At 51.5% G+C, this 12608-nt stretch carries 12 protein-coding genes; 9 read left to right on the forward strand and 3 right to left on the reverse strand.

Annotation, left to right across the window (positions count from 1 at the left end):
* Positions 1-74: 74 nt before the first annotated feature.
* From VK70_RS23515 to VK70_RS23525, 3 genes are all read left to right on the forward strand, one after another.
* Complete coding sequence (locus VK70_RS23515) at positions 75-620, forward strand: MarR family winged helix-turn-helix transcriptional regulator (protein ID WP_025694333.1); 546 nt, start codon at positions 75-77, stop codon at positions 618-620.
* 201 nt (positions 621-821) lie between these two features.
* On the forward strand, positions 822-1037 hold the full coding sequence (locus tag VK70_RS23520; protein WP_144415295.1) for a hypothetical protein: 216 nt from the start codon (positions 822-824) through the stop codon (positions 1035-1037).
* Between the two features lie 286 nt (positions 1038-1323).
* Positions 1324-1560 (forward strand): DUF6953 family protein, encoded by a 237-nt coding sequence (locus VK70_RS23525; protein ID WP_025693967.1) that lies wholly within the window; start codon positions 1324-1326, stop codon positions 1558-1560.
* Between the two features lie 537 nt (positions 1561-2097).
* Here the strand turns inward: VK70_RS23525 and VK70_RS23530 are convergent.
* Together VK70_RS23530 and VK70_RS23535 are read right to left on the reverse strand one after the other, a co-directional pair.
* Positions 2098-4656, reverse strand: coding sequence for a UvrD-helicase domain-containing protein (locus tag VK70_RS23530; RefSeq protein ID WP_082210256.1), 2559 nt, complete (start codon positions 4654-4656; stop codon positions 2098-2100).
* A gap of 76 nt (positions 4657-4732) precedes the next feature.
* Entirely contained in the window at positions 4733-5542 is an 810-nt protein-coding gene (locus tag VK70_RS23535) for an alpha/beta fold hydrolase (RefSeq protein ID WP_025699300.1), read from the reverse strand.
* A gap of 198 nt (positions 5543-5740) precedes the next feature.
* Between VK70_RS23535 and VK70_RS23540 the strand changes: the two genes are divergently transcribed.
* The 3 genes from VK70_RS23540 to VK70_RS23550 all read left to right on the forward strand — a co-directional run bounded on the left by VK70_RS23540 (position 5741) and on the right by VK70_RS23550 (position 7926).
* Positions 5741-6322 (forward strand): helix-turn-helix domain-containing protein, encoded by a 582-nt coding sequence (locus tag VK70_RS23540; RefSeq protein ID WP_025699302.1) that lies wholly within the window; start codon positions 5741-5743, stop codon positions 6320-6322.
* Complete coding sequence (locus VK70_RS23545) at positions 6319-7041, forward strand: YhfC family glutamic-type intramembrane protease (RefSeq protein WP_025699303.1); 723 nt, start codon at positions 6319-6321, stop codon at positions 7039-7041. Before VK70_RS23540 ends, VK70_RS23545 begins: the two co-directional genes overlap by 4 nt.
* A gap of 84 nt (positions 7042-7125) precedes the next feature.
* On the forward strand, positions 7126-7926 hold the full coding sequence (locus VK70_RS23550) for a DUF6492 family protein (protein ID WP_025699305.1): 801 nt from the start codon (positions 7126-7128) through the stop codon (positions 7924-7926).
* Between the two features lie 138 nt (positions 7927-8064).
* Here the strand turns inward: VK70_RS23550 and VK70_RS23555 are convergent, their stop codons facing one another.
* Entirely contained in the window at positions 8065-8610 is a 546-nt protein-coding gene (locus tag VK70_RS23555) for a TetR-like C-terminal domain-containing protein (protein ID WP_025699307.1), read from the reverse strand.
* 407 nt (positions 8611-9017) lie between these two features.
* Here VK70_RS23555 and VK70_RS23560 point away from each other — a divergent pair, with 407 nt between their 5' ends.
* From VK70_RS23560 to VK70_RS23570, 3 genes are all read left to right on the forward strand, one after another.
* Positions 9018-9869, forward strand: a complete 852-nt coding sequence (locus VK70_RS23560) for an aldo/keto reductase (RefSeq protein ID WP_025699309.1) — start codon at positions 9018-9020, stop codon at positions 9867-9869.
* 57 nt (positions 9870-9926) lie between these two features.
* Positions 9927-11129, forward strand: coding sequence for a multidrug effflux MFS transporter (locus VK70_RS23565; protein ID WP_025699311.1), 1203 nt, complete (start codon positions 9927-9929; stop codon positions 11127-11129).
* A gap of 90 nt (positions 11130-11219) precedes the next feature.
* Entirely contained in the window at positions 11220-12395 is a 1176-nt protein-coding gene (locus tag VK70_RS23570) for an MFS transporter (RefSeq protein ID WP_025699313.1), read from the forward strand.
* Positions 12396-12608: the final 213 nt, after the last annotated feature.

Consider the following 12608-nt stretch of genomic DNA (forward strand, 5'->3'; position numbering starts at 1 on the left):
AGCGTCACCCTACTGATGGGCGCGCTCCGGGGGCCTTTTTTGACGCCTTGCGGCGAATTTAAGGAGCAGAGTCTATGGAAAAAATGGATTGGGATGTGCTGGAGGAAGCCGACTGGTTGTTCCGCAAGATGGTCAGAAGGTTCATGAAGGAGCGGGACCGGATTAACATTGAGGGCATCGCGCTGCCGGGCATGATGATTCTGCATAAAATCATCCGCGAGGGCGAGCAGCGTCTCAGCGATTTGGCGGAGCAGTTGGATCTCACATCAGGAGCGATCACCGCGCTGTGTGACAAGCTGGATGCGGCCGGGTATACTGTCCGGCGGCGCAAGGAGGGAGACCGCAGAACGGTGCTGCTGAGCATTACGGATAAGGGGCGGGCCATGTTCGAGCGCAACCGCAGCGTCGGTTCGCGGTGTATCACGCTTCTGTTCGAAGGCTTCGAACAGGAGGAGCTGACCGCCCAGAACCGGGCGTTCGAGAAAGTCATCGGCAATCTCGAAGGGTTCTCGGAAGCCATTCTGGAGCTTGCCAAGCAGCATGACGATGTTCCCGCCCCGGGCGGTCCTGAAAGGAAACAGAGCCGGGTATCGACGCAAAGCCGTTATTTGACCTATTAGAATTCATTCATTTTTAACCCGCCGCTCGCCTTCATCACGCTGGTGCTGTACCGTTACGGTGTGGCCGGATCGGCGGTTCGACGGGGATAGACAATTTCAGATAGGACGGACAAGGACATAAATAGGGACAAGTACACGTTACAAATTTAGAAAAACCTGGTATAATTCTTTGGAAAAAGGAAACGAAGGGAAGGTATGCTTGTGTTCCCCGATAACCTGAATGCCAAAGAAGATCCCGATTGGGAGGAAGCCACCCGCCGGGAGGACGCTCCGCAGGAGTACCGAGGAAGAAGCGCAAGGATTGCCGAGGAGTCCCGTAAGGGCTCGTCACTGAACTTTTTTAACGCTTTTGTCGCGCTGAGCACGACCGTTTGCGTCATTATGCTGTTTCTTTGGCTGATGAATCTGATAAGATAGACATACTATATAAGATGAACTTGAAAAAATAACATCAGGGTAAGGAGTAACGAAGGGGAAGTTTGGAACTGAAGGAGCGATAGCGACCACCCGAAAGCTTTCCGAAGGAAAGCTCGGTTCGAAAGCATAAGCTGTCTCGGGATTTCATCCACTTAGGGCGGTATAATCAAGAAATCTGGGGATGGGCAGCGGCCGGAAGTCCAAACATTCCTCGCAGTTACGAGTGATACCCGAATGGGAAAATCTCAAGTTCATTTTATATAAGCCACCAGAAAAGAGGACCCCAGTGGAAGCGACAGCCCAGGATGTGGCGGAGTGGATGGTGAAGGAGATTCGTTTTACGGGAACCCTGTACCAGACCGACGCAATTGATTATGTAAAAAGAAATTTCGGCGAGCAGTTCGTCTTTGTGAACGAGAACGGCAACGCCTCGCTGTCGAAGGAAGTCAAAAAGGCGTTCCGCAAGCTGCACGGCGGACGGATCGCCTGGGACCGGGACGGCTTTCTATGGGCCTGGACCTGAGGATGCGCCCGGGCTCAGCCGGACGGTCAGCGGCGCCGGGTCACCTTTTGCAATGGTAACCTATGGTAAGGGCAACGGATATCATGTGCCAGAACCGCCGTGGCAATCAGTGCCGGAACCAGCTGGGTCTGAGCCTCTGGGCGCGGCGATCTGCGCTAAAGAGAACCGGCGGCCAAGGCTGCGGTAATATGAAAATCTCCAGCTGTATCCCTTAAACGGATGCGGCTGGAGATTTTTGCGTCCTGGGGCGCTGCTTGCGATATCATCTAATGAATAAGCCGGAATTTCTCCCGGTTATTCATGGGATAAAGGCTTGTTTTTTAATTAAGCTGGAATTCCTCACTCTTATTCTTGTGATTTTGCTGAAAACAGAGGGAAACGCCCTATTAAAGTGGAGAAAATCCTTTTCGTAACCGGTAAAGCTACAATTGCCCAGAAATAAAAGGGAGGAATTCCGTTTGACGCCGGTCTACACAGGGGAAGTGATGGTTGGCGGTACGTACCGGATGGCGATGGTCCAGACCGGATGCCGTCGGTCTACACCGGGACATCCCGGGTGCCCCTCTCCATCGGCGAGCCGCACAGCGGGCAGGGCTTGTGCGCCAGGTGGTCCTCGGCGCCGCCTGTCTTGACGCGCATCCAGCCCGGGCAAGCAGCGGCCGGGCAGCTCCAGACCGCGACCGTGCGCGTGCGGCCGGAGGGGGCGGCTGCATCGGCTGCGCCGTCCGAGCGGCGGAGGCCGCCGAAGCTGCCGGCGCCGCCTGTGCCGGCGCCAGTGCGCTCATCGCGGGCAGCGCTATATCCGCTGCCCGCGCCGCCTCCGCGCGCGGCACCAGCGTATGCCGCGCGGCCGCCCCTGCCGCCGGCGCCGCTGCCAGGCCCGGCTGCGTTCCCGCCGCCGGGCAGCGCTCCTTGCCGCGCGCCGCCTCCGCGCGCGGCGCCGGCGTATGCCGCGCGGCCGCCCTTGCCGCCGGGGCCGCTACCAGGCCCGGCTGCGCTCCCGCCGCCGGGCTGCGCTCCTTGCCGCGCATCGCGTGCGCCGACGCCGAACGCCGCCAGCATAAAGCGGGAGACCGGGGCCTTCCTCCCCCGGTGCATCGCGGGCGAGCTGATGAAGAGCTCTTCCTTGGCGCGGGTGACCGCCACATACGCCAGGCGGCGCTCCTCCTCCAGCAGCGCGAGCGCTTCTCCGCCGCCTTCCGCCGTCTGGCGGTCCTTCAGGCGGCCCGCTTCCAGCGCCGAGCTGTGCGGCAGGATGCCCTCGGACGCGCCGAGCAGCATGACGACGGGGAATTCGAGCCCTTTGGACTTATGAATCGTCATCAGGGCAACGCGGTCCTCCTGCTCTGTACCGCCGGGAGACCGGTGCTGCTCGTTCCTTGACGTTATCTCGTCCAGAAAATCAAGAAAAAGAGGGATGCTGCCGAAGCGTCCCGCCGACAGCTCCAGCTCGTCCAGCATTTCCTTCAGCGTCTCCCGGTGCAGCGTCGCCTGATGGCGCTCGTCCGCCAAAATGAATAGATCGTAGAACCGGCTGCGGATCTGCCGGATCGCCTGAAGCGGCGTAAGCTCCCGCAGATGCCGGAGCATGTCCAGCCGCTCCCGAATGGCAGCTTGACGGAATTCCGCCAGCCCCGGCAGGCTCAGCAGATGGATCAGCGGCCCCCGCTTCGGCTGAACCGCTTCCATCCGGTGGATATGTGCCATTCCCTGTTCCCGGCTCACATAGAGCGTGGGCAGCATGTCCTCAATGGCGGCAAAATCGCGCCGGTTCACGGTCAGCCGCAAGTGGCTGATGACCGGCGAAATGAGCCAATGCTCGTACAGCAGCTGCCCTTCGCCGTAATCGACATAGGGAACATCTCGCAGCAGCAGCCGCTCCAGCACGGCGCGGCTGCTGCTGGATGCCCGGTACAGCACGGCGAAATCGCCGTAGCTCCGTGCGCCTTGCTCCACGGCGGAAGCGATGTACTCCACGATGGCTTCGGCTTCCTCGTCGGCGGTGTAAGGGCGAAGATACCGGGGCTGGAGGCCGCCTTGCGCCGCCGCCCGCAGCGTCTTGGAACGTCGCTGCGTATTGCCTTTGATAATCCCGTTGCCAAGGCCGATGATGGCGGGCCCGGAACGGTAGTTGATGTCAAGCGTAATGACCTTGGCATCCGGGTACAGCTTCTCGAACTCCAGAATGAACTCGCTCCTCGCCCCGTTAAACGAGTAGATCGTCTGATCGTCGTCGCCCACCACCATCAGATTGTTCAGGGGACGGGCGATCATGCGGATCAGCTCATACTGCAGCATATTCGTATCCTGAAATTCATCAACCATAATATATTTGTATTTTCTTTGCAGCTCCGCAAGCAGCTCCGGCCGTTCCTGCAGCATCCGGTAGGCATGCAGCAGCACGTCGTCGAAATCGATTTTGCCATTATCCTGCTTCCACTGCTCGTAGCGCTTCAGAATTTCCTTGATTTCCTTATCCGCATTCGTAAGCTGGGGAAGGGTGTCTACGCCGCCCATGTTCATTTTGCAGGAGGAGAGAAGAGAGAGCAGGCTTTCCGGCGGATACGCGTCTTTGGGCAGGTCCAGCTCGCGCATGATCGCTTTAAGCAGAATATGCTGGCGGCGCGTATCGTGGAATATCTCCTGGCTTGCCCCCTGTCTTCGCAGAAAATACAGAAAAAAAGAATGAAACGTGCGGGCCTGCAGCCCCGAAATATCCCGCCCGCTGATTCCCGGGAGCCTGCCGATCCGCTCCCGCATTTCTGCCGCCGCCCTGCTGGAGAACGTCAGCAGCAGAAGGCATCCGGGAGGAACGCGGCGAACGGACAGTAAATAGCCGGTCCGGCATACCAATACGCTCGTCTTGCCGGACCCGGCCCCCGCCAGCGTCAGCAGCGGGCCGTCGCCATGCCGGACCGCCGCGATCTGCGAAGCGTTCAACAGAATGCCTTCCTGCTCCAGCGTCTGGAAATAACCGGCGTCCGGCTCATCTCCGCGCACCAGCTCCCGGCTCGTCTTGGCGGAAGCCGCCGCTGCCTGCGGCACGCGGGTTCCGGAGGCTCCCTTCGGAACAGGATGAAACAGCAGTTTGTCCATAATGAGTGTCACCTTCACCTAACGTTCGAATTCCATTTTTGCCAACCTACACTATACCATCTTAAGGGAAAGTCGGCTATCTTCCTCCCAGAACTTGAAGCAGTCGTTGATTGAACAGCTCCAGTTCGTCATAGAACACGGCATGCCCGCTTTGTTCAAAGGTCAGCAACTGCGAGCCCCGAATCCCCTGATGCATCAGCCGGGCCAAATCGTAGGGACAAATCTGGTCGAGAAGGCCGTGGAAAATTGTGGTAGGCACCTGAATCCGGGGAAGATCGGCGCGTAAATCCTCGTCCCGCAGCATCAGTGCGCCATAGGCGGTTCCGTGATTGGAGGCAGTTAGGTTTATCGATTGGAACCAATCGCGAAAGGCGGGTGACACCGGCTTGGCAAAAAACATCTCCCCAAACGAGGCAATCGTCTGCGGACGGTCGGTATAAATCCCCGCGATCAATTGATCTATGGCCGATACCGGCATCCCGTACGGGTACCCCTCACCGCGGGCAAACCGGGGCGCCGCCGCCGCGAGCAGAAGCAGTTGCGACAGGCGGCAGCCCCGGTGCCGGGCCGTGTAGTGCAGGACGATAGCGCCGCCCATGGAGAAGCCGACCAGCCGTACACCTTCCAGGCGAAGTGTGTCCAGCACCACCCGGATATCGTCGGCCATCCGGTCATAGGTGTAGCCTTCCCAGGGCCGGTCGGATTTGCCGAAACCGCGAAGATCAATCGAAATACAGCGATAGCCGTATTTGGGAAGATGCGTCACCTGGTATTCATACATTTCATGATTCAGCGGCCAACCGTGTACCAAGACGACCGGCGCTCCGCTGCCGATATCCTCCACGAACAGCTTGACGCCCGGTTCCGTTTCAATATAATACTGCATAGCCTCATCCCGCCTTTCCGTATCATTAATAATCCGATTGAAAAAAGAGGCAGCACGCGGGCCGCCGTATTATTCTGCTATACGATGTATACGCGAAGACGGAGGGGGCTATGATCAAATAACCGGGTCAGGAAGGTTGATTTTAAGCGCGATTAATATTATCATTATCGATAATGATAATATTAACGAGGTGAGATTATGCCAGAGTCGAAGGCTGATCTGATTCTGCACCCGATTCGGATGCGCATCATCCAGGCGCTGCTGAATGGAAGGCGGCGTACAACGCAGCAGCTTCTTCATGAGCTTAAGGATATTCCGCAGGCAACCATGTACCGGCATCTGAACAAGCTGCTGAAGGCCGGCGTGCTTGAGGTTGCCGAAGAGAACAAGGTGCGCGGCGCGGTGGAGAAAGTATATTACTTGTCCCAGGGGGGCGAAGACGCCACGCCCTCCGATACGACGGAGCAATCGGCGGGCGAGCATATGGCGCTTTTTCAAAAATTCGTCTCGTCGCTTGCCGGCGACTTCAGCGCGTATTTGCAGCAGGAGAAATACGACTTGAAAAAGGATGGTTTCTCCATGCGCCAGGTGCAGCTTCATTTAACCGACGACGAATATGCGCAGCTGTTGACGGAAATGAGAGAGTCCATGCAGAAATTTGCCGGGAACGAAGCCGGAAGCGGACGCAGGCGGCGGATGATCTCCACGATCGTCATTCCCGGAGCGCTCTCCGGTTCATCTGAAGGCGTGAATGAAGGGGAGGGGGAGAAAGAGCAATGAATATTAGAACAGAAGCAGGAGAGATGGAAGTCATGAGTACAGCTGAAAAGGACCCGTTTGCGGGAGTATCGGAAAGAACACTGAAATATGTGCCGCTGTACATTCTGGTGCCGGTCATGTACGGGGCTGTGTTCAGTACGGCGGGCTACGCCATAGAGTGGGCTATATTCGGGCTGGGGGCGCTTGGCTGGCTTGTGGCGTTATTCCTGCGGGGGCCGCTTGCCGCGCTTGTTCGGGGTTGGCCGCAGGAGCGGGCCAAGCTGATCGTCGGCGGAAGCTCCGGCGTGCTGGAGGAAGGCGTGAGGCTCGCGCTGCTCTCCCTCCTTGCCGCTTCATTCCCGCAGGCGCTGTCGCTCGGCCAAGGCTGGGCGGCCATTGAAGTGCTGCTCGTCATCGTTAACGTGATCATTATCGTATCGCTGATCAAACGGACCGATGAGAAGGCCATGCAGGCGAAACAAATCCTCCAGGCGCAGGGCAATTTGCAGGCAAGTCCGCTGTGGGGCATCCTGGAGCGGATCTGGGCTTCGGCCTTTCATATCGGAGCCGCGCTGATTATCGCCCGTACCCCGTGGTCGGCGGCGCTGCTGATTCCGCTGCACAGCGGATTCAACCTGGCTGCGGTGCGACTTGCAAGAACCGCAGCGCTGCCGCTGGTCAGCCTCTTTGCCGCCGTGGTCGGCCTGCTGACGCTTGCAGCGGGCCTGCTGCTCTGGTAAAGCGGCTGACAGCCGCTTTTACGCCCATACCCTTCATCGCCATCGTTCATACGCTAGAGTAAATAGACGACTGGAGATGAGCGTATGTCCCAAGCCCATGAAGGACCTGCCATAGATGTACTGATTCCGGCGATTGAGAAGGATCTGTCCACTCTGCCGCATGTGGTTGACGCTGTAAGGAAGCATGTTAGGCATCCGATCCGCAGCATTATGATCGTTGCTCCCCGCAAGCCGCGTATCCTCGATTTTTGCCGCAGGAAAGGCTGCACCTTTGTCGATGAAAATACGGTGCTGCCCATCACCAAGAAGGATATTCACTACCGCTCGCGTACCTGGGAGCGCTCGGGCTGGCTGTTTCAGCAGCTGCTGAAGATGGGCGGCGACAAGCTGTGTACGGCGGATTATTTTTTGGTCATTGACGCCGATACGGTCCTGATCGCGCCGCACCGGTTCCGCTTGAGCGGCAAGACGGTATTCTACTGCCGGAACTGGAGCCAGCCGGAATACTTTGTGACCTACCGAAAGCTGATGGGTAAAAAGCCGGTCCGCCCTTCCTCTTTTGTAACCCATTACATGCTGTTTGAGCGCAGCCGGCTTGCCCGGATGAAACGGGAGATCGAGGCCAGACACGGGACTTCATGGTATTCCGCCATCCTGCGCAGCATCAACCGCTCCCGGCAGTTTGGGTTCTCCGAGTTCGAAACCTACGGCAACTACCTGTATGCCAAGGACCCCGGGGGGATGATCCTAAAGAAAGCCCGCAACAAAAGCCTGAATATGAGCGGCTCGCAAATTTCCGCAGCCACAGCGGCAAAGTACGCCCGCACCTACCGGTCACTTTCTTTTCACAAGCGGAAAGGTTACACTCGGACGCCGAAGCCATAACGGGAGAGACGTAAAAAGACTCCATCCGCACAGGCACGCCGCCGGCAGCTACCCTCGTCATTAGACAAGCGCAGCTAAGCGTTTTATCAACAATTAGGAGAGGCCGGGCTCTTTCCGCCCGGCGAATGGCGGAAAAAATTATAAGTTCCTTTCTAAAAGTTCCCCTACTTTTTCTGCCATTTCCCGTGGTGGATAAGGCATCCCATTTTTTAGCCACCATTCCACTACACCTACATAAGCATTTGCAACAAATTCGACAACTATATCTTCGCTTTGACCTAGATTTTTGCCTTTTGTTACATCCACATCTTTTTTGTACTCTTCGATATTATGTTGAACAAACCGGCTCCGAAAATACGCAGCTCCTTCACTCGCCAACATTGTCGAAAAAAACAAATAGTTATTTTCCAGATATTCCATACAGTGCACAGTCGATTCGATCCAATCCATTTCAGCTTCCGACTCACAAAGATTACTCATGTTATTGATATGTTCTTCCATGATCTTATCCAACAGATCGAATTTATCCAAGTAATGAAGATAAACAGTTGCACGGTTAATATTTGCCCTGTCAGAAATATCCTGAATGGTAATGTTGTCAAAATTTTTTTCTCCCATCAATTCAAGAAATGCTTTTTTTATTGCTTCTTGAGTTCTAACTATTCTTCTATCCACTTTTGCCATTGTTTTAACACCATACCTTTCTTGAAAAAGTCGACAATTTTTGTTGATTTGTTGTTTAAACAACGAAACTGATTAAATTAGCGATTTATCTGCCTTGCTTTGTTTATATTTGTAATATAAATTATATACAGATGTCGAGAAAACATCAATCGTGGTTTATATTTACCATGAAAGGATGTTATTTAATATGTCAACCTAAATTTTGAGTTAAGCGATAAGGTAACAAGGAAATCGGTTGGTACGCGTCCATTTTTAGATAGGAATCGAATTGGTGTAATCGGTATGTGTGGTAGCGGTAGTTTTGGGATAGTGCAGCGCAAGTTGATAGACGAATCAAGGCTGTCGCCACAGTCAGCATGTACGATATAGGGGATTGGATATAAATTGAAAAAGAGGGGGGATTTAGCATGCAAAATGTTACGCTGAACAATGGTGTTGAGATGCCGATACTCGGATTTGGGGTTTATCAAATTGATGATGAAGATGTATGCGAAGAATCGGTTTATAACGCCCTAATGGAAGGTTACCGCTTGGTTGATACCGCTGCTGTTTATGAAAATGAAGAAGCAGTCGGCCGTGCCATCAAGCGGAGTGGCGTGCCTAGAGAGGAGATATTTGTTACAACAAAGCTTTGGATTCAGGATGCAGGTTATAAGAGTGCAAAGATAGCATTCGAAACATCACTGAAAAAACTGCAACTGGATTATCTGGATCTGTATCTCATTCATATGCCGTTTGGCGATGTCCATGGTTCATGGCGTGCGATGGAGGAATTATATCATGAGGGTAAAATCAGGGCAATCGGCGTAAGTAACTTTCTAAATGACCGCTTGATGGATCTAATCGTTCATCATGAAATCGTTCCTGCCGTAAACCAGGTTGAAACGCATGTTTTTACACAACAAGCAGAAAATGCTCAATTTATGAAGGATCACCATGTTCAGATTGAGTCATGGGGGCCGTTTGCTGAAGGAAAAAATAACATCTTCAAAAATGAAGTATTGGGTTCAATAGCTGAAAAACATCATAAATCTGTGGCCCAAGTGGCTTTACGTTGGTTGATACAAAGAGGAATTGTTGCGATTCCAAAGTCCGTTCATAAGGAAAGAATCATCGAAAACTTCAATATCTTTAACTTTGAATTAAGTGAGGAAGATATGGGGAAGATTGCTGCGTTAGATACCAAAGAGAGCTTAATCTTATCTCTTCACGATCCTAAAAACGTGGAACGGCTCAGCAACATGAAATTTCATGACTAATTTTGGGTAGTACCAGCAAAGCTGAATCCGCAATCACCAAAATGAGGAGCTATCTAAATGAGTGTAAAGACCAATAACCATCCTGTCCTATTTGCCTTGATGTTATCCGCCTTTTCTGCATTAGGGCCATTTACGGTCGATATGTACCTTTCATCGCTTCCGCAAATGATGGATTATTTTGGCACGAGTGCATCTATGATCCAAACGAGCTTAACTGCCAGCTTGTTAGGGTTAGGTTTAGGGCAGCTCGTCACAGGCCCTTTAAGCGATGTTTATGGCAGACGAAAACCTTTGTTAATTTCCATGTTTCTCTATTTACTGGCTTCTTTGGCTTGTGCCTTTTCGCCAAACATCGGTATTTTTATAACCTTGCGCCTCATCCAGGGATTTGTCGCTTCCGCAGGGCTTGTCATCTCCCGTGCGATTGTTCGTGACCGGTACAGTGGAGTAGAAATGGTCAAATTCATTGCACTGTTGACGATGATTAGTAATGTTGCTCCATTGATTTCCCCTACTACCGGAAGCGTGGTAACTACGTTCAATTCATGGATCGGCGTATTTATCTTTTTAGGGTTTTTAGGGCTTTTTCTAACGGGCATGACCGTGTGGGGAATCAAAGAAAGCTTGCCTGCAGATCGGCGTGTTCCGGGCAACTTTATGGAAGTGTTAAGGAACTATGGTTCCTTGGTTCGGGATCGGGGCTTTATGGGGTATGCTCTTGTCAATGGCATTTTGTTCTCTGGTGTATTCGCTTATGTTGCCGGTACTCCGTTTATTTATCAAAATATGTATGGCATATCACCTCAACTGTTTTCGGTTCTGTTTGCCTTAAATGGTCTCGGTATCATTTTAGGATCACAGTTCGTCAAACGGCTGGCCGGACGGATGGATGAACGCCGTATTTTTCGGATCGGGTTGCAGTTAGCTTTTATCACTACCGCTGCCATCTTGATTGTTGTTTTATTCCATGGGCCATTCTTTCTTTTGTTTATTTCGATCTTCTTGTTTGCAGCATCAATTGGAATTATCGGCCCAGTTTCATTTACGTTGGCTATGGAGTCACAAGGGCATATTGCAGGGAGTGCTGCCGCCGTATTAGGCACTTTGCAATTTGCATTAGGAGCTGTCACTTCTCCCCTCGTAGGGATCGCAGGAGAAAACTCCGCATTGCCTTTCGGAGTCACGATTTTCATGACAAGCATATTGGCTGTCATCTCCTACTTATTCTTGGTTAAAAAGCCGGCTTCAGCTTCACAATAAATTAAAAAATTGCTTATTAACCTATTGGAGCAGTTTTTTACTGATGGCATTTTAGCTAATTTTTATTTTTTTAAGATAGGAGTTGTTTTTTTGGCTGAACGAAATAAATTGTTGATTTTCATATTAACCATAGGCGTTTTCGGCATTTTAAATACTGAAATGGGGGTTATTGGGTTATTGCCTTCCATTGCTGATCACTTTAATGTCAGTGTATCTCAAGCAGGGTTGCTGGTGAGTATTTTTGCCCTTGGTGTTGCCGTATCTGGTCCAATTTTGCCGTTATTGTTCTCGGGTATAAATCGTAAGAAGGTCATGTTACTTGTTCTTGGCATTTTCGTTCTGGGGAACATTGTGTCCATAATTGCATCTAACTTCACCATTGCATTGGTTGCCCGTATCATCCCAGCCTTTTTTCATCCAATTTATTGTTCTTTGGCATTTACAGTAGCTGCTTCCTCAGTAAGTAAAGAAGAAGCTCCAAAAGCTGTTTCTAAAGTATTTATAGGAGTATCTGCTGGTATGGTAGCCGGCGTACCGATTGCAAGTTTTATTGAAAGTGCCGTTTCATATGAAATGGCGATGGCATTCTTTGCTATTATTAATGCTTTTGTATTCATCGCTACATTGATTTTTGTACCATCTATTCCTGTTGAAGAAAGACTTTCTTATGGTACACAAATTTCCGTAGTAAAAAAACCTATTCTATGGCTTTCCATCGTGACTGTCATTTTATTAAACTCAGCTATATTTGGGGTCTATAGTTATCTTGCTGAATATCTGCAAGCAGTAACGAATATGTCTCCGAATACCATGAGTTTAACGTTATTCATCTTCGGTGGAGCCAATATTATTGGAAACATTGTCGCAGGAAAGTTACTTACGCATAGTGCCATTAAGTCTGTAGTATCTTTTCCTTTGTTATTGGGTGCTGTTTACATCATTTTATTCTTCGCAGGACAGTTTACCGTACCTATGGCAATTATAACTTTTATTTGGGGAATATTAGCTGGAGGAATAATGGCAAATATTAATCAATATTTGATTGCGTCTTCAGCTCCCGAAGCGCCTGATTTCGCCAATGGCTTATTTATATCATCCTGTAACGTAGGAACAACAATTGGTGCAGCTGCAGGCGGGTTATTTATATCAGAAATGGGTACCGGGTACGTCGTATTAGTGGGAATCCTATCATTGATACTAAGTTTGGTAACTATTTTACTTAGAATCTACATGTTTACTCCTACACAACAACAACTTTCTAGATAAGGATTGAAACCCTAGATTACCCAAATGCAGTTTTTTAAGCTTCGAGTTTGGCGGCTTTGGTCCCGGGCGGCATGAGTGCCAAAACGTCCCTATCCTACTGGAAAATCATCTAATAGTTTGCAATAATTTGTCCCCATAAGTGTGCTATATCTTGAAGGGGCTGTCCGAAAAGTGATATGCTCCCCATACGGCAAGAATCCCCTTCCTCTCCCT

This window comes from Paenibacillus durus ATCC 35681 (assembly GCF_000993825.1).
Classification (GTDB): Bacteria; Bacillota; Bacilli; order Paenibacillales; family Paenibacillaceae; genus Paenibacillus_AQ; species Paenibacillus_AQ durus_B.

Coding starts and splice junctions, on each gene's coding strand:
- VK70_RS23555 (WP_025699307.1), bottom strand. CDS start 8,610: ATGGCAAAAGTGGATAGAAGAATAGTTAGAACTCAAGAAGCAATAAAA.
- VK70_RS23545 (WP_025699303.1), top strand. CDS start 6,319: ATGAATATTAGAACAGAAGCAGGAGAGATGGAAGTCATGAGTACAGCT.
- VK70_RS23565 (WP_025699311.1), top strand. CDS start 9,927: ATGAGTGTAAAGACCAATAACCATCCTGTCCTATTTGCCTTGATGTTA.
- VK70_RS23515 (WP_025694333.1), top strand. CDS start 75: ATGGAAAAAATGGATTGGGATGTGCTGGAGGAAGCCGACTGGTTGTTC.
- VK70_RS23540 (WP_025699302.1), top strand. CDS start 5,741: ATGCCAGAGTCGAAGGCTGATCTGATTCTGCACCCGATTCGGATGCGC.
- VK70_RS23550 (WP_025699305.1), top strand. CDS start 7,126: ATGTCCCAAGCCCATGAAGGACCTGCCATAGATGTACTGATTCCGGCG.
- VK70_RS23530 (WP_082210256.1), bottom strand. CDS start 4,656: ATGGACAAACTGCTGTTTCATCCTGTTCCGAAGGGAGCCTCCGGAACC.
- VK70_RS23560 (WP_025699309.1), top strand. CDS start 9,018: ATGCAAAATGTTACGCTGAACAATGGTGTTGAGATGCCGATACTCGGA.
- VK70_RS23535 (WP_025699300.1), bottom strand. CDS start 5,542: ATGCAGTATTATATTGAAACGGAACCGGGCGTCAAGCTGTTCGTGGAG.